Source organism: Cytobacillus sp. SAFR-174 (assembly GCF_051964675.1).
Lineage (GTDB): Bacteria > Bacillota > Bacilli > Bacillales > Cytobacillaceae > Cytobacillus.
On record NZ_JBQCMZ010000004.1, the window covers coordinates 65,623 to 89,591 of the forward strand.

General features: G+C 43.6%; 17 protein-coding genes. 3 read left to right on the forward strand and 14 right to left on the reverse strand.

What is annotated here, in order from left to right; translation table 11 throughout:
- Positions 1–23: 23 nt before the first annotated feature.
- Positions 24–254 (reverse strand): hypothetical protein, encoded by a 231-nt coding sequence (locus ACTHRG_RS05680; protein WP_076262743.1) that lies wholly within the window; start codon positions 252–254, stop codon positions 24–26.
- A 207-nt stretch (positions 255–461) separates the two neighbouring features.
- Here ACTHRG_RS05680 and ACTHRG_RS05685 point away from each other — a divergent pair, with 207 nt between their 5' ends.
- Positions 462–1,988 carry an FAD-dependent oxidoreductase gene (locus ACTHRG_RS05685; RefSeq protein ID WP_076262741.1) on the forward strand — a complete coding sequence of 509 codons (1,527 nt, stop codon included), beginning with the start codon at positions 462–464 and terminating at the stop codon, positions 1,986–1,988.
- A 559-nt stretch (positions 1,989–2,547) separates the two neighbouring features.
- Here ACTHRG_RS05685 and ACTHRG_RS05690 read toward each other — a convergent pair.
- The 8 genes from ACTHRG_RS05690 to ACTHRG_RS05725 form a co-directional block, all read right to left on the reverse strand.
- Positions 2,548–2,682, reverse strand: coding sequence for a hypothetical protein (locus tag ACTHRG_RS05690; RefSeq protein ID WP_258549819.1), 135 nt, complete (start codon positions 2,680–2,682; stop codon positions 2,548–2,550).
- Positions 2,683–2,740: 58 nt separating this feature from the next.
- A complete protein-coding gene (locus ACTHRG_RS05695; protein ID WP_076262738.1) occupies positions 2,741–4,222 on the reverse strand; it encodes an amidase family protein in 1,482 nt (493 codons plus the stop codon).
- Between the two features lie 125 nt (positions 4,223–4,347).
- A complete protein-coding gene (locus ACTHRG_RS05700) occupies positions 4,348–5,472 on the reverse strand; it encodes a DEAD/DEAH box helicase (protein WP_076262735.1) in 1,125 nt (374 codons plus the stop codon).
- A gap of 165 nt (positions 5,473–5,637) precedes the next feature.
- Complete coding sequence (locus ACTHRG_RS05705; RefSeq protein ID WP_076262733.1) at positions 5,638–8,028, reverse strand: immune inhibitor A domain-containing protein; 2,391 nt, start codon at positions 8,026–8,028, stop codon at positions 5,638–5,640.
- A gap of 270 nt (positions 8,029–8,298) precedes the next feature.
- A complete protein-coding gene (locus ACTHRG_RS05710; protein ID WP_286149073.1) occupies positions 8,299–10,317 on the reverse strand; it encodes a bifunctional 2',3'-cyclic-nucleotide 2'-phosphodiesterase/3'-nucleotidase in 2,019 nt (672 codons plus the stop codon).
- 297 nt (positions 10,318–10,614) lie between these two features.
- A complete protein-coding gene (locus tag ACTHRG_RS05715; protein WP_076262730.1) occupies positions 10,615–11,931 on the reverse strand; it encodes a globin-coupled sensor protein in 1,317 nt (438 codons plus the stop codon).
- A 581-nt stretch (positions 11,932–12,512) separates the two neighbouring features.
- The gene (locus tag ACTHRG_RS05720; protein ID WP_076257630.1) at positions 12,513–13,751 is read right to left on the reverse strand and encodes an ATP-binding protein; all 1,239 of its coding nucleotides are present in this window, start codon (positions 13,749–13,751) and stop codon (positions 12,513–12,515) included.
- Positions 13,752–13,894: 143 nt separating this feature from the next.
- Positions 13,895–15,028 carry a zinc-dependent alcohol dehydrogenase gene (locus ACTHRG_RS05725; RefSeq protein ID WP_076257631.1) on the reverse strand — a complete coding sequence of 378 codons (1,134 nt, stop codon included), beginning with the start codon at positions 15,026–15,028 and terminating at the stop codon, positions 13,895–13,897.
- Between the two features lie 226 nt (positions 15,029–15,254).
- Here ACTHRG_RS05725 and ACTHRG_RS05730 point away from each other — a divergent pair, with 226 nt between their 5' ends.
- On the forward strand, positions 15,255–16,511 hold the full coding sequence (locus ACTHRG_RS05730; RefSeq protein WP_076257632.1) for a S8 family peptidase: 1,257 nt from the start codon (positions 15,255–15,257) through the stop codon (positions 16,509–16,511).
- 63 nt (positions 16,512–16,574) lie between these two features.
- On the opposite strand, the gene tatC is transcribed toward ACTHRG_RS05730, so the two are convergent.
- From tatC to ACTHRG_RS05750, 4 genes are all read right to left on the reverse strand, one after another.
- On the reverse strand, positions 16,575–17,300 hold the full coding sequence (gene tatC, locus ACTHRG_RS05735; protein ID WP_076257802.1) for a twin-arginine translocase subunit TatC: 726 nt from the start codon (positions 17,298–17,300) through the stop codon (positions 16,575–16,577).
- A 342-nt stretch (positions 17,301–17,642) separates the two neighbouring features.
- A complete protein-coding gene (locus ACTHRG_RS05740; RefSeq protein WP_009335004.1) occupies positions 17,643–17,828 on the reverse strand; it encodes a twin-arginine translocase TatA/TatE family subunit in 186 nt (61 codons plus the stop codon).
- Between the two features lie 9 nt (positions 17,829–17,837).
- Positions 17,838–19,478, reverse strand: a complete 1,641-nt coding sequence (locus tag ACTHRG_RS05745) for a PhoX family protein (protein ID WP_076257633.1) — start codon at positions 19,476–19,478, stop codon at positions 17,838–17,840.
- Between the two features lie 179 nt (positions 19,479–19,657).
- The gene (locus ACTHRG_RS05750; RefSeq protein WP_076257634.1) at positions 19,658–21,115 is read right to left on the reverse strand and encodes an alanine/glycine:cation symporter family protein; all 1,458 of its coding nucleotides are present in this window, start codon (positions 21,113–21,115) and stop codon (positions 19,658–19,660) included.
- Positions 21,116–21,381: 266 nt separating this feature from the next.
- Between ACTHRG_RS05750 and ACTHRG_RS05755 the strand changes: the two genes are divergently transcribed.
- Positions 21,382–22,590: an MFS transporter gene (locus ACTHRG_RS05755; RefSeq protein WP_076257635.1), complete on the forward strand. Its 1,209-nt coding sequence runs from the start codon at positions 21,382–21,384 to the stop codon at positions 22,588–22,590.
- Positions 22,591–22,626: 36 nt separating this feature from the next.
- Here the strand turns inward: ACTHRG_RS05755 and ACTHRG_RS05760 are convergent, their stop codons facing one another.
- A complete protein-coding gene (locus ACTHRG_RS05760) occupies positions 22,627–23,958 on the reverse strand; it encodes a CoA-disulfide reductase (protein ID WP_076257636.1) in 1,332 nt (443 codons plus the stop codon).
- Positions 23,959–23,969: the final 11 nt, after the last annotated feature.

The window sequence follows — 23,969 nt, forward strand, 5'->3', positions numbered from 1 at the left end:
GTACGTCAATTAAGCAAGCGTTTCTATGATAGCCGCTTCTTTTTCTTCGCTTTCAAAAGGCGGAAATCAGCCACTGCACTTGAGGCCAACCCAACCAAAACAGTAAAAATAATAATCATTCTTCCAGTGGCAATCTCTGAAAACAGCAGATTCTTCAAAGCTTCCCAAAACGTATCATCAAATATTTTCATATCAAATATAGTGCTCAATATAGCCAAGAGCAGAAAAATGGTCAGATAGCTAAATGTAATCATGACTGTACCCCATTAACATTGGATATTGTATATCTTTTCTCGGTCTGCCCATTTTATCCAGAATTAAAGAAAAAACCGTCCAGGTTCCAATTTACCAATCCACCTGATTAATTAAAAATTATTTGGGTATGGTTAGAGAAGGAGAAATTGTATAGAAATAGGGTTTACAGGAAAAATTATGTACGAATATAAAGTAGGAGGACAAAGATGACGACATCCAACCACAACACACCCCAATATCCTGAGCCATATTGGAGGGAAGAGGAACTTCCTGTCTTTGACAAGCTCAGAGAAGATGCTCATACGGACATTGCGATTGTCGGCGGAGGCATTACCGGGATAACGGCAGGGTACCTTCTTGCCAAGGAAGGCTTTAAAGTGGCGATTGTTGAAGCAGGCAATATCCTGAACGGCACCACTGGCCATACAACAGCCAAAGTGACGGCACAGCATGGCTTAATATATGATGAATTGATCAGCCACTTTGGCGTGGAAAAAGCCAAGCTCTATTATCAGGCTTCGGCTGATGCACTGAATTTCGTCCGTAACACAGTAACTGAAAAACAAATTGAATGCGACTTCAGTAATGAAGAAGCAATCATTTACGCTGTATCGGAAGAGTATGCACAAAAAGTCGATAAAGAGCGGCAAGCCTATGAAAAACTCGGAATCCCACACGGAATGAAGGAGAGCATTCCGTTTAACATCAACACGACAGCCGTGCTTTCCATGTTTGATCAGGCCCAGTTCCATCCGGTTAAATACTTGAAAAAGCTGCTTAAAGACTTTGTGGATTTGGGAGGAATTGTTTATGAAAATACCACAGCAGCAGATATTGAAGAAGGCAGTCTTCCTGATGTCGTAACCAGAGACGGCCATCGTCTGAAATGCAAATATGTCATTGCGGCTTCCCACTTCCCATTTGCGGATATGAAAGGGTTTTATTTTTCCAGATTATCTCCGGAAAGATCTTATGTACTTGGCGTAAAAATCAAAGAGGATTTCCCTGGAGGCATGTATTACAGTGCCGATTCACCGACCCGCTCGCTCAGGTACACACCCTATAACGGAGACAAGCTTATTTTAGTGAGCGGCGACAGCCACAAGACAGGCCATGGGCCGGATACGATGAAGCACTACGACGCCCTGGAAGTCTTTGCGGAAGAGGTGCTTGGCATTACCGATTATCCTTATCGATGGTCTGCCCAGGATTTATACACACTTGATAAGGTCCCTTATATCGGCCCGATTACGTCCAAACAGAAGAATATCTTTGTCGCAACAGGCTACCGGAAATGGGGTATGACAAACGGGACAGCAGCTGCCATGCTGATAAAGGATCAGATTATGGAAAGAGACAATCCTTATGCCGAACTGTTTACGCCATCCAGATTTCAGGCTGACCCAAGCATCAAAAAGTTTATCGCAGCCAATACAGATGTTGCCGGACAGCTGATCAAAGGCAAGCTTGAATTCGTGCCAAAAGAAACAGGAGATCTGTCAAATGATGAAGGCGGCGTCGTGATGATTAAAGGCAAGCGGACAGGTGCATACAGGGATCCTGAAGGCAGCCTTCACCTTGTGGATACAACCTGCACTCACATGGGATGTGAATGTGAATGGAACCATGGCGACCGCACCTGGGACTGCCCATGCCACGGCTCCCGCTTTTCCTATGATGGAACCGTTGTGGAAGGTCCGGCAGCCAAACCGCTTAAAAAGGTTGAAGAATAAAGAAAAGAAGGCAGTCTTCCTTGGGAAACTGTCTTTTTTGTGGATTTTAGGGTAATTTTATTGAGTTCACCTCTTTTATGTGCGGATAAGTTTTTTTCTGTGTGGATAGCTCAATTTTATGTGCGGTTAGACTTCTGCGCTGTTACTATGGCTGCCTAATAGATGTTGAACTGCTTGATAGCCCGCTTTTACTTTCGGATAACTGGATTTTACTTGCAGATAGCACATTTTTATTTTCGGATGGCTGTTTAGGCGAAGTTTGTTGCTATTTGTATTAAATTTACTGAGTTGATTGTAGCGGAAGGTGCGAGACTCCTGCGGGAGTAGCGGGACAGGTGAGACCCCGCAGACGCGTAGCGTCGAGGAGGCTCAGCGCACGCCCCGCGGAAAGCGAGCATCCTGGAGCGGAAATCAACGGACAACATTAATAAGCGAAAACAACAATTTATACGAAAAGAGCCTTTCGGATAAACTATTTTACTACCGTTTAGCACATTTTTATTTTCATATAGCCGGCGGCAGCAAAAAATCCCCCTTTAAAAAGGAGGATTCGGCTCAATCAGTCCTGCACGTTGTTTTCTTTCTTTTCTTTGCTTCCGGTTGTAAATTCTACAAGCTCTTCGCTTGTGCGCTGCGGTCTGTGTTTATTATTATTGCGCTGTGCATTGCCGTTTCCAAGTTTGGTTCTGCCCATGTTCTCATCTGCTCCTTTTTTGTATTATCAGGAGTAGTATGAGTAAATTATGGAGCACTTATTCTGATGCCGGCACTCCAAGTTCAGGTGCTTTTCTATGCCTGGCAGCCTGTTCAAAGGCATAAGCAAGCTTGATCAGGAGCGGCTCACTGTATGCAAGTCCTGTAAATGTGATGCCCACCGGCTCTCCTTCCGTGGTATACCCGGCCGGTACTGTGATGGATGGATATCCCGCTTTTGCAGGGATGCCTGCTCCATAATTATTCGGGAACACGATGGCATCCAGATTATGCTCCTGCATTACGCAGTCAATGCCCTGTTCTCCTGAAAAATAAATATCCTTCTCTAAAGCTGATAAATACGCTGATTCAATCAAATTTCCGCTTGTTTCCTCCGCTTCAATCAGAATGGATTGACCGTATTTCAAGCACTTTTCGCTGTTTTTTTCATTAAATCCAATGACATCGGACAGGGTGCGAATATGCAGGTGCGGTGCGACAGTCCGCAGATAGGCATTCACATCCGCTTTAAATTCATAAGTCAGGACATCGTAACTCCACTCCATTTTAGTGGAAGGAATCACTACTTCGTCGACAACCTCTGCACCCAGTTCATTTAACCGGGCTACAGCTTGATTCATAACGGCGAGCTTTTCAGAACTTAAGTAGTCAAAATAAGTATCTCTGGCAATGCCGATTCGTGCTCCCTGAAGTCCATTTTTATCAAGGAAGATGGTAAAATCCTTCTCCTGAAGATCCTGATTTGTCAGGGTAACCGGATCATTTTCGTCAGAGACTGCCAGCACGTTTAATAAAAATACAGCATCCTTTACCGTTCTCGCCATTGGCCCGGCAGTATCCTGGCTATGGGCAATCGGAATAATCCCGGTTCGGCTGACAAGTCCGACGGTCGGCTTTATTCCGACGAGAGAATTCTGGCTGGCAGGACTTAATATGGAGCCTGATGTCTCCGTTCCAATGGCTGCAGCTGCAAAATTAGCGGCAATAGCGGCACCGGATCCTGCGCTCGAACCTCCCACATCAAATTTCCCCGGCCCATAAGGGTTTAAGGTCTGTCCGCCGCGCGAACTGTACCCGCTCGGCATCCCTTCTGCCATAAAATTGGCCCATTCTGTCATATTCGTTTTTCCGATAATGACGGCTCCCGCTTTTCTTAATTGAGAAGCCACAAATGAATCACTTTGTGCATAATGACCCTTCAAAGCAAGTGACCCTGCAGTTGTCTGCATTTTGTCTCCTGTATCGATATTATCCTTTAACAAAATGGGTATTCCGTGAAGAGGGCTGCGCGGCCCCTTCTTTTCTCTTTCCGCATCAAGAGCAGCTGCAATATGCAGTGCATCCGGATTGAGTTCTAAAACAGAATGAATGTTTTGATCAAGCTGTCCAATTCGGTACATATACATCACTACAAGTTCTTTGGAGGTAATTTCCCCATTCTGCATTTTTTCCTGTAATTCATCTATCGTGGCTTCAAGCAAATAGTCATCATGAAAACTCTTTAGTCTTGGATTCTCCATCACTGACTTCCCCTTATTCTTTAGTGAAATAAAGCTTCACTTACTAATTCGCTTAGAAAAGGAGAAATTCCTTTTTATAAAAAAATGCCAGGCACCAATTGATATAGGTGCCCGGCACTTGATTTTTAAACGATTTGGCCGCCGCGCATGACTTTCTTTTCGGCAGTGAGGCCCAGTTCTTTCGCCATTTTTTTAAGTTCGCGCTCTTCTCTTTCAGTGACGAGAGAAATAACGGTTCCGCCTGCGCCGAATCTTCCTGTCCTTCCCGAACGGTGGACATATTGATTTATATCCTTCGGGAAGTCAAAATGTACGACATGGGTAACTCCCTTGATGTCCAGCCCTCTTGCCGCAACATCTGTGGCAATCAGCATATTCGTATTGCCCGTGCGGAAGTTCTTGATGGCTTTCTGCCTGTCAAATTTGGTCAGGTCACTGTGCAGAGTGCTTGAAGAGATATTTTTAAAATCAAGCTTTTCAGCCATAACGGTCAGGTTGCCGATATCTTTAACAAATACCAGTGCCTTAATGTCTTCAAGCCTTGAGATCTTTTCGAGCATTTTGATTTTATCCCGCGCTTCTGCCACAAAATAAATATGGTCCACACCTGCAGCCTGAATGGTTTCATCCTTCTCGACACGAATGACTTCAGCATCAGCTGTCAGTTCTTTTGCAAGCTGCTCAACAACCGGCGGCAGTGTCGCTGAAAACAGCAGGACCTGGCGTTCTTTAAGTGTAGATTTAACAATGTTTTGAACCGTCTGAGTGTGTTCCTTAACGAGAAGCTGATCGCCTTCATCAAGGACAACGGTTTTGACATCATGCATTTTCAGCTTTTTCTGTTTAATCAGCTCCAGCACCCGTCCCGGCGTTCCTAAAGCAATATGCGGATGCTTCTTTAATTTTTCAAGCTGCCTTTTCACATTGGCTCCGCCAATAAAAGAAGCTGCTTTAATCCCGCTGCCTTCAGCCCATTTTTGGATCTCGCTTAATATCTGCATCACAAGCTCCTGTGAAGAGGCCAAAATAACGGCCTGTACCGCCTGTTTATCCGGATCAATTTTTTCCAGGACCGGCAGCAGGTATGCAAGTGTCTTGCCTGTTCCAGTCGGAGATTCGGCAATAATATCTCTGCCTTCCAAAGCCGGAGGAACCGCCTCTGCCTGAATGGTCGTCGGCTGAGTAAATGCAGACTTTTTCCATGCCTCCTGGATAAATGGTTTCATATCTTGAATGATAGATTGTGTCATAAGTTACTCCTTTAACTTTAATGCGTGTAATCAGAAAGTTATATTTAGTATAGCCGAAAATCGGAAAAAACTAGTATCGGTAATGATACTAGCTTATAGGCTGGAAGTTGTCCACCCTTAACAGAAAAAGGCGCGAAGCCACTTCTGGCATTCGCACCTTATTACTTACTTATGAATCCATACAGCTCCCGCAGAGTTGTCTTTGGCTTCACCGACCACTTGGAATTTCAAGCCATGTTCAGGAACAATTCTTCCTGCATCAGGAATCATACTGTTGATGTATTTGTTAGAATCATCAAAAACTGAAATTCCTTTAAGGCCAGGGTAGTCATAATCCCCGCGTGTTGGCGAACTTACTTCCCATGCTGGTGCTTTATCCAGGGAGAATGCAGCATCCGCAATCTGATATCTTGTGCTTTGAGATACTGTTTCTTTGCCGTCTAACAGACCGGTAATGGCTTCCGGATGTGAATCCACCACTCCAAGAAAACCTTCTCCCGGATGAACGCCAACCCAGTTGTCTGTGTGGCTGTCATCAGCATACCAAACAACTAAACCAGTGTTGTATTTTACACCTCTTGAATGGGCAAGAGCCGTATCGGAGCCTGCGTAATTTCTCCACTCAAGGTAATAATGGTTTTTGGCAAAGCTGATCCCGTTGGAAACAATGAATCCGTCAAGTGCCATCTGAGAGGCGCCTTCAGCATCGTCTGAGAAAATCACATTTTCATCAGCTGTTACATTGATTTCATCCATCGCAAATCCGTCCAATGCTAAGCCGCCATCTGTTACATATTCAAATGTCAGGCTAACTTTTTTACCGGCAAATCCGCTTAAGTCATATTTCTTATCCACCCATTGTCCTTTTGAAGATTCTGCACGGGCATCGCCGTCTGTATCATCATCACCAATTGTATCTATTACTTGTTCTGTGCCATCGGATGCTTTTGCAGTAACTGTCAGATAATCATAATCAAACTCAATATCATAATAAACTTTTGCATTGAAGGCAGCTGTTTCCGCATTTGTTAAGTCTAATTCAGGCGTCGTCAAAGTGGTATGAAGGTCATCACCCTTCGTGCTGTAATAGTATTTCTCGCCAAACGCAGGTGCGATCCCCTTCACTTCTTTTTCTGGAAGATTAACTTTTACAATTCCAGGGTTTTTAGATTTGGTTACACTTTGGTCAATAACCGTTGCCAAGCCTTTTTTATCAATATCTTCATAATTTACTTCCATAATATTGGCCCAGTTTCCGCCCATGCCTTTTTGGAAAAATTCTTTATTTTGCGGTGAGAAGCTGGTTGGCTCTGTACCAGCTATTTTGCCGTTCCAGCTGCCTCCGCTCATGATGGACCAGGAAGCAACCGGCTCACCTTGACCGGTGTATTGCGTATCATACTCATCCGGCAATCCTAAATCATGTCCGAACTCATGGGCAAACACCCCGACAGCTCCATCTTCAGGCTGAATCGTATAATCAAATGCGCCCATTTTTCCGCCCCAATAATCTACCTTGGCAGTTGTATCCGGAACTGCAAATACTCCGCCAAGCGTCCAGCGGTGAGACCAGATGGCATCATCACCGAGCGCACCTCCGCCAGCTTCCTGTCCTGTACCAGCGTGGATAATCATTAGATGGTCAACCAATCCATCAGGCTCGTTAAGGTTTCCATCTCCATCTAAATCATATAGATCAAATTCATCGTAATCTGAAAGATCCATTCCAGCGTCTACAGCTGCTTTTAATGCCTCTTTTACTAAGTCGCGAGGTCCTAGAGGAGATAAATTGTCATGGCCTCCGTTAGGGTTATCATCACCATAATCGCCCGCTTTTCCAGGGACCGTCAGCCATTCAGACACAGTGCCGTCCACCGTGTAGCTGCCTCCGGACTGCTCTTCATAGAATTGCTTAAATGTTTTTACTTTGTCTCCATTAAATAATTCAAATTCAGTATCGCCAAACATCAGTTTTTCATAGTGCTCTTTGCTGAAATCATCAGCGTACATGTAGCCCTCTTCCTGTGTTACATTGTTATGCTTGAAATCTTCAAATTCAGTTAAAAGCACAAGCACTTTGTCTGTTCTGACATCACCATTGTAGTTTGCTTCTTTGGCCGGATCTACTTTTACATATCCGTCCGGTTTGCCCTTTTTAAAGTTTTTATGACCCTTATTCAGCTGCTTTGACAGCTTGTCTTTTTGTTTGGTTAAAAAATCTTTTGTTTTTTTGTCAAACTCATCCTTATGGCCATGGCTATTCTTTGTACTTCCAGGCTGCTTTTCACCTTGTTTTTCCTTTATGTATTCCTTTACTGCCTTTTCTATTTCTTTCGAAGAAGCATCCTTTTTAACTAATCCTCTTTCTTTTAATGCCTTCCCCAGCCGGTCTTCGTTCACAATATTCAAATCAATCGGTGCAGAAAGTTCCTCTGCTGAAGCTTTTGAAGGAGCTGCTGTTGTCCCGGCAAAAGATCCCGCAAATAGTGCAGCTGCCATCATCGTGCTGGCTGTAATGGAAGATACAACCTTAAAAGGTTTATTCTTATTACTCATTCTTATAGCCTCCTATTTAGTTTTTCTGAATTTCCGAAGTGCGAGATTAATTCTATCAAACTAACACAAAGTTTTTAATAGTCTAACAATACTGTTATTTTAATATTTTGATAACATTTTAGTAGGTAATTGTGTTTAATTTATTCAGCACAAAAAAATAATTGGGTATTAATGCTTATTTAGGGGGTATAAAAATAGAGCATCAGACTGCTCTGATGCCCCTTTACTTTTATTTATTCAATTTGGTAATTCTTCCTTCAACCACTGGGTTTACTTTCCCGCATTCAATCCGGCATTAAATGTATCAAGCTGGCCATGGAAATCATTGATGCCCAAAAGCTGGACTTCAAAAGGCTTTGGCTCCGGAAATTGAAGCGAATACTTCGAAAAGCCATTGCCTGCTTCACCGGCATAGCCGATTCCGCTGCCTTCAGCAATTGCATTCTTTGCATCCGGTGAAGATTCGAACGTTACATTTACTTCACCGGCAACCGGTGCAAAAGACCAATTGGCATCTGCAGAAGGATCGATGGTTTGTTCTTCACGGATATAATCAATGATTGCCTGGCGGTTTTCATCCGGATAAAGCTCTACTGCTGTTTTGTTTCTGACTCCAGGGAAAGTGCCGCTGGCCCGATAATTATTTGTCACAACGATGAATTCCTGATCTGGATCAATAGGTGATCCGTTATACTGAAGATTTTTGATTCTGTTTGCATCAGCATTAACCTGCTTGCCATCCTTATCATACTTAGCAGGTTCTGTTACATCGATCTCATATGTCACACCATCGATTACATCATAGTTATAAGTAGGGAAATCATTATTAATGAGTGACTGTTCTCCTGCTTCATTTTCTTTTATCTGATTGAACTGTCCTGCAGACATTTCAAGCCATTCTTTCACATCTGCTCCTTTAATTTTTACCGTAGCCACAGTATTCGGATACAGGTATAGATCAGCTACATTCTTGATGGCGATTGTGCCTTCAGGAATATATGTGTAATAGCTCGCCCCGTTGCGGCCGCCTGCTTTAAAAGGTGCTCCCGCTGAAAGCACTGGTGTATTTTCATCAGGTGTTCCTTTTAATTGCTTCTCGATATACCACTTTTGTGCATTCGTTACAATTTGAATGGAAGGATCATCTTTTACAAGTGCAAAATAGCTGTGGATATCCGCTGTTGTTTCCCCGACAGGCTGGCGGACATAATTCACGGTACCTTCATGCTCTTCCTTTACAGCTTTCAAAATAGCAGGATCTGCATCTGCAAGGCTTTCTTTGACGGTCGCGCCGGATTCATTTTTATAGCTTCTAAAAATAGACCTTAAAGATGACTGGGAATCCTTAACCTGCCACTTTCCCTTTACCTTGGCAATGGTCAGGTCCATAACGCCAAGCTGGTTGCCCCAGCTGCCCGGCATGATGAACGGCACCCCGTTGACCGTTCCCTTTTCTGTATCTACTCCGGGAAGATCGGTGAAATCTCCCGGAAAATTCTTATGGTTGTGTCCGGAAATCACCGCATCAATGCCTTCTACTTTTGTTAAGTCGTAGGCTGCATTCTCTTCCAATTCCGCATATGCCGCATCCCCCATGCCGGAGTGCGCGAGTGCAATGATAATGTCTGCCCCGTCTTTTTTCATTTTAGGAACATTAGCTTCTACTGATTTTACAATGTCTTTTGTGATGATTTTTCCATCAAGATTGGCTTTATCCCATTGTGTAATCTGCGGAGTCACAGCACCGATTACCCCAACCTTAATGACCTGTTTTCTGCCGTTTTCGTCAACCACTTTTTTCTTGATGATTTTATATGGCTTAAAATAATTTTTATCGTTTTTCGGATTTTGGTCGTGGTCTTCTTTGTAGACATTGGCATTTACATAAGGAAATGGCGAATCATCCAGGACCTCATCCAGATAATCCAGCCCATAGTTGAATTCATGGTTTCCTACCGTAGCGGCATCATAATCTAATAGTTCCATAGCCTTGAATACAGGATGCACTTCCCCATCCTCAAGCTTATCTACTTTTGCTTTATAATCGCCAAGCGGATTTCCCTGTATTAAGTCGCCATTGTCGAATAATAATGTATTCTTTGCTTCTTTTCTCGCCTGTTTGATTAAGGTAGCTGTTTTAGCCAGACCAAATTCAATGGTTTCTGCATCTTTATAGTAATCATAGTTATAAAGGTGTGTATGTATATCTGTTGTTCCCAGTATCCGAAGGCTTACTTCATGGCTGAATTTATTTTCAGGTTTCCCTGAATGATCAGGCTTTGCTGCCATTACAGAATCATATGAAACAGGAGCTGCCAAGACAGATAGGGACATAGTTGCAGCAAGAATTGTTTTACCTAATTTGCGCGCAGGATTTTTCAAATGGATACATCTCCTCGATATTAGTAGATTAGGATGATAACATTCATAATTCTATCTATTTTTAGACTTATTTGAGAATGAGCAATTAGGAGCAATTCGTGTGGCAATTTATTAATTTTTTGTAAAAATCAATTTCTAAATACCTAAAAAAAACAGCACCCTCAAAGGATACTGCATCATTTTAAATAGTTATTATCATAGAGATTAATAATTCCTATCTCCGCCCTCAGCCTTTTCCTTCAGCTCATTTGCAAGAAGGGACAGGCTTTCGGTTGTATGATTAATTTCCTGAATGGACTGTACAATGCTGTCGAGATCTGTTTTATTGCGGCCGAACATGTCCAGATACTGTTCCATTTCCATTTTTACAGTAACAAGCCCGCCTTTAACCTGCTGAATCTGAGCTTGTGATTCTTTTGTTGAGAGATTCATGGAGTTCATCGTATCAACCAGCACGCTGATTTGATTGTCGCTTTTTTCGATTTGTTCCTTGATATGGCTGCTCATCTTCTTAGAGTTTTCTGCCAGCTTTCTCACTTCGGTTGCCACTACAGCAAATCCACGTCCTTCATCACCCGCCCGGGCCGCCTCAATCGATGCATTCAGTGCCAGCAGATTCGTCTGATCGGCAATATCCTCAATCCCTTTTGTCATCGTGATAATTTGCTCCGAGATTCCTTTTAAAGCTTCAATTCCGCTTATAGACTGCTCCACATCCTGAAGGACTTTATTGAAAGCATGAACCATCTCATCCATTTGTGTTTGGTTGAGGTTAGTCAGGTTCAGCAGATTTTTGCTGCTTTTTTGCGTTGTTTCGGTTTCACTGCGGATTTGATCAGCTTTTAAGCTTGTCTCATTGATCGAAGCTTCCGTTTGCTGGACCGAGGCTGCTACTTCCTGGCTGATAGAATTTAATTCTTTCTGCAGATTAGCATTTGAAGCATTTAATTCATTGAGTTGATTCATTCTGGCCTGCAGATAATTTTCGACAACCAGCTGGGAATCCAGATTGATGATATGTGTAAGAGCCAGCAGTGCGTTCGTCAGCTTCTCAGGATCCTGGTGCAGTTCCGCGACGACCTTAGGCACCAATAATGAATTAATGGCAGAATATGTGGCCAGAAACCACTCAACTGGAAGACCAGCCCCGTTATGGGTATTGCCAATCCTCGTTCTCATCGCAAAGTATTCATCATCCAGATTGCCGCTTAATAAGCTCTGGAAGTAACGGACATATACGCCATAGAGCCTATTCCTGCTTGTATTATTTTCAGCAATTCTCTTTAATGGCGACTGTTTATAAAGATGATCCAGAACTTTCTGGAGCAATTCATCCAGCAGGGGTGAAATCACCGGGCTCAGATCCTGAAGTGTTTCAAGATGCTTTTTTGAAAAGCCCATATACCACAATCGTTCAGTAATACGCTGATCTTTTACGTCAACTGTTTCCTCTAATTCTGGAAAGTTCATTTCCGGCTGAAAAAATGAAGATGGATTCTTCTTTTTTAACTGAAATAGCATAATAGTTTCCCTCCGGCTCTTTAGCCAATTTGTACATATTTTGTATATATTATGTATAATTAATAGGTAAAAAGCAACCATTAACTCTTTATTTATATCGGGACAATAGTCCTTAATATAAAGTGAAACTTCAATCAGTGGGGGTCTTTCTTATCCCCCACTGATTGTTAGTCGCGTTCTAGTGTCGCTAAGATCTCCGCTAGCGCTTTGATCAATCGACACTACGAACCCGATTGGTTCAACTAAGCCTCTGCCTGCGCGTCGGCAAGTTTCACTGTATCTCACCAATCGGGCCTTTACATTATAAAGCGAGGCGACTTGCCTTGGGGTGACAAGCATAAGACGAGCAGATGGCGGGGAGTGCTTTTCTTCCCATCAGCTGATTGGCTTATGACCTCGAGCCCCTAGGAGCCGCAGCTAGATCGGGCAGTTTGACCCCCACTTATCCTCCTTTAATTCCTCTGAGTCTTGACCCACTTATCCTCCTTTAATTCCTCTGAGTCTTGAAGTGGGGGTCTTACTGCCCGTTAGACTACGATAAATAGAGGATGCACATTAAATGTACATCCCCTGAAATCCTTTTATTCTGCCGGCTGCTCTATAGGTATAAAAAGGTTCACGATGGTCCCTTTTCCCACTTCACTCTCAAATATGATCTCCGCCTTGTGATCATTCATAATCTGCTTGGTAACCATCAGTCCTAAACCGGTTCCATCCGGTTTCGTTGTATAAAATGGATCCGCGACCCGTTCCATATTTTCTGCATCTATCCCGCAGCCTTCATCTTTAATGCTGATCAAAACCTGGCCACCCCCTGCCAATTTGGCCGAAATCACGATTGTGCCGCCTTCTGTCATAGATTCCACCGCATTTTTGATCAGATTAATAAAAGCCTGCTTCAGCATATGCTCGTCACATTGAACTTTTGGAAGAGATTTCAGATTCTCTGTTTCAAAATGAATATTCTGATTGGCTGCCTGTTCTTTAATGATTGAGAGGACGTAGTGAATCACTGCATTCAGTTCAACCCTTTTAAACATAGGCAGCCTTGGTTTGCTCAGGATCATAAGGTCATCAGCAATCAGATTAATGCGGTCGATTTCCTCAATCATCATTTTATATCGATCCCTATCTTCAGGGTGCTTTTCCATCTGCAGCTGAGTAAACCCTCTTAAGGCTGCTAAAGGATTTCTCACTTCATGGCCCACTGCTGAAGCAATCTGTCCAACAGCAGCCAGCTTTTCCGTCTGGCGGAGTTCCTGGAAAACATGTGTCAGCGAGTGAATATATGAATAGAAGCGGTTCAGCAGAACATATGAAACACTTGAAAAAATGACCATAAGCACGATTGGCACCATTACCTTCTGGCTGCTCAACAGTAAACCAGCCAAAAGATACTTCCCAATCATGCCGCCGGATACGATCCAAAAATAACGCTTATTTACAAAAATAGGTGCAAATAAAATAAATAATAGTTCTATTGCGCTTCCGCTCTGAAATTCCTTCGACTCACCAAGATAGATCAGCATGCTGTTACTAAAATCTATCAGAAAAAAACCTGCAAAAAATAAGTATTTCACCTGAAAAGGCCGTCCCATCCTGATTAAATACAGCGCAAACGGCAAGAGTCCGATATTCGCGAGATAAAACCCCCAGCCAAGTCCGCCTTTTGGGAGCCCGGGATTTCCACCTGTATTGAGAGGAAGCAGATAATAATAAAATAAATCATAAAGTGCTAAAATAATATAAAACAGCCAGATAAAAAGGGTGACTGCTTTTGTTTCTTCTTTTATCAAAGTATCTTGATTAAAGCCTTTCATTTACATGCTCCTTGGTTAACTCTATTAATAATATGCCTTTAGCACTATTATATACGTTTGTGTCGAAACATGTAATATTATGTTTTATTCTTAAACTTCAAAAAACCGGCCCTGGTATATTCAGGCCGGTTTTTGTATAACAGCTAGGGTTTTAAAATGACTTTAATGCAGTCATCTTCATGGTCATTAAAAATCTTATAGGCACGATCTGCTTCTTGGAGTGGAATCTGATGAGTAATGATCGACTTTGGATCAAATTCCTTGTTCGTGATTTTTTCGAACAGCTCAGGCATGTAGTGCACAACAGGGGCTTGTCCCATTTTAATGGTAACATTTCTCGAGAAAAATTCCTCCAGCGGGAACATATTATAAGTCAGCCCGTACACACCTGTCAGCTGGACGGTCCCAAATTTCCGGACGGCTTTTGTCGCAATTTGAATCGGGCCAAGCGTTCCTCCCTGCAGCTTCAGCTTCTGTTCTATTTTTTCAACTGCGGATTTCTTTCCGTCCATGCCCACACAATCGATGACCACATCAGCTCCACCCTGGGTGATTTCTTTCAGATAAGCTCCCATGTCATCATATTTCGTGAAATCATAGACCTCCACATCATTGGTGAGCTTGGCGTGGTTCAGACGGTAATCAAGATGATCGACCGCTATTACCCGCTTAGCACCTTTCATCCAGGCAAATTTCTGGGTCATTAACCCGATGGGGCCGCAGCCGAGAACGACGACTGTATCTCCCGCTTTTACACCTGAATGCTCCACACTCCAATAAGCTGTCGGCAGCACATCTGATAAAAAGAGCAGGGACTCATCCTCCAGCTCGCATGATTCCGGTATGACAAAGGGCATGAAATTGCCAAAGGGCACCTTCAAAAACTCTGCCTGGCCGCCCGGATGATTTCCATATTTCTCTGTATAGCCAAAATAGCCGCCTGAATCATTATGCGGGTTCGAGTTATCACATTGGCTTTCCATATCATGCTGGCAGTAGAAGCAATGCCCGCACGACACATTAAATGGGATGACCACCCTGTCGCCTTTTTTCACCCGCGTCACATCAGGGCCTGTCTCCTCAACGATTCCCATTGGTTCATGCCCGATAATATACCCGGGCCGCAATGGCATGTTTCCCTGATATAAATGAAGGTCCGATCCGCAAATGGCTGTTGACGTAATCCGGACAATCACATCATCCCGTTTTTCAATTCTGGGATCCTCCACATTTTTCACTTGAATATCTTTTGCTCCCTGGTAAGTTACAGCTCTCATGCTTCACACTCCTTAAATGACTTAGTAGGCTATACCCTCCAAGAGGTTTTATTAACACCATTTATATCCATTCTATCGAACAGAAAATTTTTCCTGAAAATCCAAATCTCTAATAATTTCAAAGAAATAGTACGAAAGGCCGGTTTAATTATTCTGAATTTTGTAAATATAATAGAGTCACAGCTTTTCCGGCTGTGCCCATACATATTTTGAGAGGAGATTTTGAATGAAGAAAAAAAGAGTAATTGGATCTGCAGTATTAAGTGTCGCAATGGGGCTTTCTGTATTTGCATCTGGGGCATTTGGCCAGCAGGTTGAGAGCAATGAAACCTACCGGGTCGTTATTCAGGGACCAAGTGCGGAAAAGGCAAAGGCAAAATCGAACTACGGAGTACGGTGGGATTTTGGACAGAATGGTTTTACTACAACGGTCAATGCTAAACAGTATCAGGCACTTTTAAAAAATAAAAACTTAAAGATTGATAGAGTTGACGAAGTTAAGAATGCACCTGTGACCGCTGCAAAACCCGGATCAGGGGCAGCATCTGCTCCAACTGACGGTACACCCTGGGGAATTGAAGCCATTTATAATGACAGCTCCATCCAAAGCACATCAGGCGGAAATGAAGTAAAAGTGGCAGTGCTGGACACAGGGGTAAATACAGCACATGCAGACCTTGCCGGACAAGCCGAGCAGTGTAAAGACTTCACACAAAGAACATCGCCTTTAATTGACGGAAGCTGCGCAGACAAAAACGGGCACGGCACACATGTTGCTGGTACTGTACTGGCTACTGGCGGCGCTAACGGACAAGGTGTTTATGGCGTAGCTCCAGACGCAGATCTCTGGGCATATAAGGTGTTAAATGACAGAGGATCAGGTTATTCTGATGACATCGCAGGAGCCATTCAGCATGCGGCCGATGAAGCAGCCCGCACAGGATCTAAAGTGGTTATTTCCATGTCATTAGGTTCCAGTTCCAAAAACTCATTGATTACAGATGCAGTTGATTACGCCTACAGCAAAGGTGTGCTGGTAGTTGCCGCAGCCGGAAATGATGGTCCCGGGGACAACACGATCGGCTATCCCGGTGCATTAGTGAATGCTGTTGCAGTGGCTGCACTTGAAAATGTTCAGCAAAATGGTTCCTACCGTGTTGCAGATTTCTCATCACGGGGCAATCCTGCAACTGATGGCGACTTCGTGATTCAGGAGCGTGATGTCGAAGTATCTGCACCAGGCAGAGCGATTGAATCCACATGGTATGATGGCAGCTACAGCACCATCAGCGGCACATCCATGGCTACTCCTCATGTATCCGGATTGGCTGCTAAGATCTGGGCCCAGAATCCATCCATGACCCATGCCCAGCTTCGCGCCGAGCTTCAGAACCGCGCTAAGCAAAATGATATTCTTGGAGGAACAGGAGCTGCCGCTGGCGACGATTATGCGTCAGGCTTTGGCTTCCCTCGTGTAAAGTAAGAGAATAATAGAAAGGCTTGGACATTTGATGTCCAAGCTTTTTTGTTTCTGATTTAATTATAATTACTGCAAAACAGCCTGCTTTTTCTGCTTTCTGTTATATATAATTTTGGATAGGCTCACACTCGCCTCGTACAGCAGCAGGAGAGGCAATGTGACCAATATATCTGAAATAAAATCAGGCGGTGTGACTAAGATCGCAACCACAATCAGCACGAAGTAGGCATACTTCCTTATCTTCTGCAGCGAATAAGGATTAAGAATGCCAAGGCTGGTCAGGAACATAATCACAACCGGAAGCTCAAACAGGAAGCCGAATGGCAGTGTTAAATGCAGCACGAATCGAAAGTATTTTTCCGTTGTAAAGAAAGCTGTGAACATATCTCCTGATAAGGTCATTAAAAAATTCAGAACCAGCGGCAAAAGGATGAAATATCCGAATGCTATACCGGTAATGAACAGAAAAAATAACGCGGGAATATAGGATAAGGCCACCTTTTTCTCAATTCCGGTAAGCGCCGGGCTGACGAACTGCCAGATTTGATGGGCAGCTACCGGGATGGCGGCTGCAATAGCGACAACAGACGCAAGCATAAAATAGACCCATAGAATCTCAGAAGGACCAAGAACAGCCAATTTAAAGTCCAGATCCCTAACCAGCCACTGGTAAATGTCGCTGACAAAAATAAAGGATAGTGCCAAGAATGCTATAAAGACAGCAGCTATAATCATCAGCCTCTTCCGGAGCTCTTCAAAATGCTGGAGAACATTTACTGCCTCATTGTTCATATTAATCACCTCATAAGAAAAGCGCAAGCGCCTTGCCCACCCCCGACAAGCACAAGACGAGCCACCCGGAAAGGCGTTCTTTGCCTTCTTGGGAGGATTGCCAGAAATGTGGAGGCGACTGCCCAGGGACGACAGGCATAAGACGAGCCCTGCAAGAAGGTGTTCTTTCCTCCTGGGAGGGATTGGCTTATGTCTCGAGTCCCTAGGAGCCGCAACAAGCCAAGCTTGTGACCTCGAGGGGGTAGGCTGCTTGCGCTAGACAGTTATCGACGTTCAAAAATTATATACTTTCTTATCTTTATATAAAAGGAAGGAAGATATCCCTCCCTTCCCTATTCATTCTTATAGCAATTCTTTTTTCTTTTCTTCCGGCTGTTCGTCTGAAACAAGTTCGCGTGTGGACTTCTTGAATTCTTTCAAAGTTGTGCCGAATGCCCTGCCTATTTCAGGAAGCTTGGATGGGCCGAAAATGATCAGCGCCAGCACTAGTACAATAATCAATCCTGGTATCCCGATATTTGATAGCATAGTAACCTCCTAGTATTTAAAGCCTGTAATCGCCACAACTCCCGGACGCGGCATGGTGTCTCCCTTGCGGTGCGGCCATTTGCTTGTCAAATTGTTCAGATTTTCCGTCTCTTCTCCCGGGTGCTGAATGGACAGGAACAGGGTTGTCTCGTTTGGTGTAAAAGATGGTCCAGTCAGTTCTGCTTCAACGGGAGCTGAAGCAAACTGAAAAGCTTCACCTGTATTTTTTCCGATCGTTGGGATGACAAACATGCCATTGTTGGCGAAATGTGTGTAGATTCCTGTATTCAGCTTGCTTGATGACATATCTGTTACAGTCCAGAGATTGCCAAGGCTATCGAAAGTCAGATTATCAGGTGCACTGAAGCCGCTCTGTTTTCCGCCGGCTGCAAAGATTTCAAAATCAAAAGTCAGTGCCCCCAGGTCATCTCCATCTTCGATAAATCTGGTAATATGGCCATGGAAGTTGCCATGTTTATCATTGTTGGTGTGGGCAATGAATACCGTTTTATCGAACGGGCTGATCTCCACATCTTCCGGACGGTCAGTAGGCGTTCCGCCAACAAGCAGAGCTGCTTCATGGCAGTGAACAGCCACATCGGCCTGTGTCTGGAATTTCTTTAAAAGATCTGCATTCCCCTTGACGGCTTTCTGCACATTTTCAATCGTTAATGGCACCCATTTTCCGCTGCCCATATTAGCCGCATAAAGTGTCCCTTCTTCCAGAAGGTCAGAGTTTGCTTTCCCGCGGGACTTTACATATTTATTTTTGCTGATGAACTTATACACGCATGCATCTTTCTTATCATCGCCCATATAAACCACAACCCGATTGTCATTGGTCAGGCCGACTGCTGCATTTTCATGGTTGAAGCGACCAAGAGCAGTGTGCTTGCGCGGCTTAAAATTTGGATCAAACGGATCGATTTCCACAATCCAGCCATAATGTGTATCATTTAATCCTGCATCCTTTGAGGTAGATTCGAAATTTTCCTCAGCTGATAAAACCGTGCCCCACAATGTCTTGCCGCCGGAACAATTGGCAAAAGTCCCCTGTACATTCGTTGCACCGCCCACTGCTTTTGAACCTTTGGCAGGACCTGTCAGCTGAAACGGAGTCAAGCCTGTAATACGGCGCGCAAATTTAGAATCTGTGTCCAATTTCCAGGTGCCCTCTTTATCACGGTATACTTCGATAATCGATCCGCCCTGGCTGTAAAGCATTTTTTGAATTTGGGCTGCGGAATACTTGCCATTTGCCGGCCTTGCACCATGAACAAATAGATCGCTTGAATATTCATGATTCACCCATAAAAGACCGCGCTTGTCCCCATCTATTGGAAAATATAAGGTAAAGTCATTGTTAAAGCCGAATGTATCGCCTTTTTTATTTATGACATCTCCATAGGCTGCCACAACATCGTATTTGTAACCACGAGGCAAAACAAGGTCATCTTTATCTGTCGGGTCAATCGGCTTAAAATTCAAGCCAGAGACTTTCTTCTGGAATCCGAATAAATGGGAGGCTGCCTCAACACCCCTAGCTTCCGCTTTTGGAACCATTGCCCCCAAACCTGTCGAAGCTACAGTCAATGCTCCCACACCTGTACCTACATACGTTAAAAACTTGCGGCGATTCAATTCTGACATTCTTAGCACCTCTTCATATTATTTGATAATGTTTTCATCGTATTTATGTACCAAACCCAAGTACAATACTAAAAGATGAATATTAAGAGAATGCTAAGAAATAACCTGAATATTGTAAAAGTAGTTTAAAGATTGTAAAAAAAATGCCCGGCATCAGCCGGACATTTCTAATCTTTCTATTAAGATACTTTTTCTTTCTGAACTTTGTAGCCTTCTTCCCAATATTCGGCGTTTTTGATGCCCAATTTAGTAGAGTTAAATACTGGATCAAGTCCCTGCTTCTTCTGTGCTTCATAGTCTTTAAGCGCAAGCAGTGCAGGTTTCGCAAGTATAAGAATGGCAATAAGATTCAGCCATACCATTAAACCAAGACCTGCATCTCCGAGTGCCCAAGCAAGACCCGCTGTTTTGACTGCTCCATAGAAAGTTGATGCCAGCAAAACAACCTTCAATATATGAGTAGCAAGTTTGAGGTTTTTCCCTTTTATTAAATAAGTAACATTCGTTTCTGCCATATAGTAATAAGCCATAATCGTTGTAAAAGCGAAGAAGAACAGAGATACAGCAACAAATCCTGCACCGAATCCCGGCAATACGGATTCAACAGCAGCCTGTGTATATCCTGGGCCCGCTTCTACTCCAGGCAGATTTTCAAAAAGGAATGTCTTTCCATCTGTGCCAACAGTATTGAACATACCAGTGAACAAGATCATGAAAGCTGTTGCAGAACACACGAATAGCGTGTCAATGTAAACTGAGAAAGCCTGAACCAGTCCCTGCTTGACCGGATGGGAAACCTCAGCAGCTGCAGCAGCATGTGCTCCAGTACCCTGACCAGCTTCATTAGAATAAATTCCACGCTTTACTCCCCATGCAATTGCACTTCCGACAAGCCCCCCAAACATGGAGTCTGCAGCAAAAGCACTTCGGAAAATCAATGAGAATACGGCAGGCAGTTCACCAATATTCATCCCGATAATAACTAATGATACTAGAATATAACCAATTGCCATAAAAGGAACAACGTATTGGGCTACTGTAGCAATACGCTTAACACCGCCAAAAATAATTAAAGCTAAAAGTGCGATAATAATTGCGCCTGTAACGCTTTTATTGATTCCAAATGCGTTTTCCATTCCCAAAGCAATAGAGTTGGACTGAATGCCAGGCATTAATATTGCCATTGCAAGCAAAGCAGAAATGGCAAAAAGAACGGCAAACCATTTAATCCCTATACCTTTTTCAATATAAAATGCCGGTCCCCCGCGATACAGTCCGTCTTTCTTTTCTTTGTAAATCTGGGCAAGCGTTGACTCTATAAAAGCCGTAGCCGCTCCGATAAAGGCCATAGCCCACATCCAGAATACAGCACCCGGTCCACCCATTGCGATGGCAGTGGCAGTACCTGCGATGTTACCAGTTCCTACACGGCCGGAAAGAGCAATAGATAAGGCCTGGAATGAAGAAACGCCCGATTCGGAACTTTTACCCTGGAACATTAGCATAACCATGTCTTTAATATGTCTGACCTGCAGGAACCGCGTCAGGATTGTAAATAGCAACCCTATTGCAAGACAGATGTAGATAACAGGTGTACTCCATAAAATACCGTTTAGCTGATTAACAAAAGCTTCCAAACAACTTCCCCCTTTTTAATATATATTCTGAATCTTTTTCCTATTAGGAATTATAGAATAAATACTGTTATAAGACAATGTTTTTTTAACGGACTGTGGGAATAATGTCATAGAAGTTTCTGGATTCCCTGAATAAAGCGGTTTTCTTCTTAGTTGAGAGGTTATATAAAAATTAGAGTGATAGCATAACCCTTCCTATTTTTTGTAATTTTCGTTATTATATATTTAGGGAAACGAAATGTTGACCGGAAAGAAGTGTTTCAAATATGGTAAAACAGACGAAAAGAAATTTAATGATTATGTGGTTTGCTAATTTCTTTGTAGCAGGCAGCATGACAATGGTGCTTCCCTTTATTTCGTTATATATAGAAAGCTTTGGCGACCATTCTCCAGCCTATGTGCAGCATTGGTCAGGGTGGACGTTTGCCATTACATTTGTAACCGCATTTCTTTTTTCTCCTGTCTGGGGAAGAATAGGGGACCTTTTTGGGCGCCGGAAAATATTGATTCTGTCAGGAATCGGAATGGGGATATCCATCTTCCTGATGGGATATGTGACAAACGTCTGGCAGCTGTTTTTTCTCAGGCTGTTTACGGGAATTTTTACTGGCTTCATCGGTATGTCCCAGGCGTTCATTTCTACGCAGACTCCGAAGGAAATTGCCGGCAGGGTGATGGGGACACTGCAGACCGGAAGCATCACAGGTTCATTGATGGGCCCTCTTCTTGGCGGAGTCCTTGCAGATTTATTCGGATTTTCAGATACCTTCAAATGGACCTCCATCGCCATCTTTGTTTCCGCGTTTCTTGTTTTTTTCACAAAAGAACACAAAATTCAAACTCAAAAGGGCGAGAAAACGCGGTATTCAAGCAAGGCGGTCATTCAGCATATTATCAGTAATCCCATCCTGCTGACAGTTATGCTGATATCAACGCTTGTTCAGATCGCACACTTCAGCATCCAGCCTATCCTATCCCTATATGTCAGCGAATTGCACGGACCGGAAAATCTGGCGTTTTTTGCGGGGATTGCCTTTTCAGCTGCAGGGCTTGGCAACTTGCTGATGGCCAGGCAATGGGGGAAAATTGGGGATCAGTACGGCTATATTAAAACATTGGTTGTTCTCCTCTTCCTTGCAGGCGTGTTTTATCTGCCGGGCGGATTTGTCTCAAACATGTGGCAGCTTGTTCTTGTCCGCTTTGCACTTGGTGTCACCATCGGAGGCATCATTCCTGTCCGGATCGCCTATATCCGCCAGGAAGCACCCGTTGCTATGCAAGGTGAAGTGCTTGGGTACAACACAAGTCTTCGCTTTTTCGGGAATATAATAGGTCCCGTTATCGGCGGTATGATATCAGGCTATCTTGGCTTTTCGGCCGTATTTGTCGTCACAAGTTTCCTCCTCATCTTAAGCGGACTGATTCTGCTCGGTGCGATGAACCGCCATCCAAAGCTTGCGAAGGATTCTTATTAAATAAAAATGAAGCCGGCAGAAATGCCGGCTTCATTTTTATTTCGCTGCATTGCTTGCAATATGGACAGCATCCCAAACACCCGCAAACGGCGGGGCATAACAAAGATCCACCATGCCAAGCTCTTCTGCTGCCATATTGTTGTGGATGGCAACGGCAAATACATCAATTCGAAGGACCACTCCTTTATTTCCGATGGCGTGGGCTCCGAGAATTCGGTTTGTTCCTTTCTCACATATCAGCTTGATCCAGATAGGAGTCTGATTCGGGTAGTAGTCTGGATGATCGGCCGCTTTTACAAATTCAGTTGTGTAGCCAATATCAAGCTTTTTGGCATCCTCCTCGGAAAGCCCCGTTCTCCCAAGCTCCATATCAAAAATTTTAATCGCAGCACTTCCCAAAGTTCCCACATATTTTTCATGACTGCCGGCTATATTGCCACCAGCCAGGCGGCCGCATTTATTCGCATTTGTTCCCAGCGGAATATAATCGTTTTCTTCAAGCACCTTGTGATAAACCTGAGCGCAGTCCCCCGCAGCATAAACACTTTCAATATTTGTCCGCATTTCACGGTCGATGATAATGGCACCATTTTCCGCCATCTCTATTCCCGACCCTTCCAGAAACTTCGTAGCAGGCTTTACACCAACAGCAACAAGCACTAAGTCTGCTTTATAAATGCCTTTATCCGTTTTTACACTCTCCACTTTCCCATTGCCGCTAAAGCTCTCTACCTTTTCACCCAGATTCAGTTCTACGCCGTTATCACGGATTTCTTTTTCAGCTATATCGGTTATTTCCTTGTCAAAAGGAGCCAGGATTCTCTCCCCCATTTCAATAACACGGACATTTTTACCGAGGGTTTTCATCGCTTCAACCACTTCAATACCTATATAGCCACCGCCGACGATAACAACATCTTGCACTTCAGGTTTGTGGGAAATTTCTTTTAATACCATTCCATCTTCGAGTGTCTTCAGCACATAAATGTTCTCGAGATCGGCTCCCGGGAATGGGGGCATGATCGGAAACGTGCCTGTCCCTATCATCAGCTTGTCGTATGTATCCGTAAAGGTTTTGCCTGATGCAAGGTCTTTAACCGTTACTTCCTTTTTGTTTGTATCCACTTTTAAAACTTCATGCTGCAGATGTGTATTAATGTTCCTCTCAGAAAATTGCTCCTGTGTTCTAGCGATCATTTTCCGGTAATCGTCATTTTCACCGGAAATATAGTAAGGAAGACCGCAGGCACCGTAGGATAAAAACTTGCCTTTTTCATACACGGTAATCTCCGCTTTTTCGTCCATTCTCCTTAATTTCGATGCGGCTGACATACTTGCAGCCACCCCGCCAATGACTAGCAGTTTCATTCGGAATCTCT

Excerpts from the sequence above, each read along its gene's own strand:
- ACTHRG_RS05685 (WP_076262741.1), top strand. The coding sequence starts at position 462 with ATGACGACATCCAACCACAACACACCCCAATATCCTGAGCCATATTGG.
- ACTHRG_RS05760 (WP_076257636.1), bottom strand. The coding sequence starts at position 23,958 with ATGAAACTGCTAGTCATTGGCGGGGTGGCTGCAAGTATGTCAGCCGCA.
- tatC (WP_076257802.1), bottom strand. The coding sequence starts at position 17,300 with ATGAACAATGAGGCAGTAAATGTTCTCCAGCATTTTGAAGAGCTCCGG.
- ACTHRG_RS05725 (WP_076257631.1), bottom strand. The coding sequence starts at position 15,028 with ATGAGAGCTGTAACTTACCAGGGAGCAAAAGATATTCAAGTGAAAAAT.
- ACTHRG_RS05720 (WP_076257630.1), bottom strand. The coding sequence starts at position 13,751 with ATGAAAGGCTTTAATCAAGATACTTTGATAAAAGAAGAAACAAAAGCA.
- ACTHRG_RS05705 (WP_076262733.1), bottom strand. The coding sequence starts at position 8,028 with ATGAGTAATAAGAATAAACCTTTTAAGGTTGTATCTTCCATTACAGCC.
- ACTHRG_RS05700 (WP_076262735.1), bottom strand. The coding sequence starts at position 5,472 with ATGACACAATCTATCATTCAAGATATGAAACCATTTATCCAGGAGGCA.
- ACTHRG_RS05730 (WP_076257632.1), top strand. The coding sequence starts at position 15,255 with ATGAAGAAAAAAAGAGTAATTGGATCTGCAGTATTAAGTGTCGCAATG.
- ACTHRG_RS05690 (WP_258549819.1), bottom strand. The coding sequence starts at position 2,682 with ATGGGCAGAACCAAACTTGGAAACGGCAATGCACAGCGCAATAATAAT.
- ACTHRG_RS05710 (WP_286149073.1), bottom strand. The coding sequence starts at position 10,317 with ATGGCAGCAAAGCCTGATCATTCAGGGAAACCTGAAAATAAATTCAGC.
- ACTHRG_RS05680 (WP_076262743.1), bottom strand. The coding sequence starts at position 254 with ATGATTACATTTAGCTATCTGACCATTTTTCTGCTCTTGGCTATATTG.
- ACTHRG_RS05755 (WP_076257635.1), top strand. The coding sequence starts at position 21,382 with ATGGTAAAACAGACGAAAAGAAATTTAATGATTATGTGGTTTGCTAAT.
- ACTHRG_RS05715 (WP_076262730.1), bottom strand. The coding sequence starts at position 11,931 with ATGCTATTTCAGTTAAAAAAGAAGAATCCATCTTCATTTTTTCAGCCG.
- ACTHRG_RS05695 (WP_076262738.1), bottom strand. The coding sequence starts at position 4,222 with ATGGAGAATCCAAGACTAAAGAGTTTTCATGATGACTATTTGCTTGAA.
- ACTHRG_RS05745 (WP_076257633.1), bottom strand. The coding sequence starts at position 19,478 with ATGTCAGAATTGAATCGCCGCAAGTTTTTAACGTATGTAGGTACAGGT.
- ACTHRG_RS05740 (WP_009335004.1), bottom strand. The coding sequence starts at position 17,828 with ATGCTATCAAATATCGGGATACCAGGATTGATTATTGTACTAGTGCTG.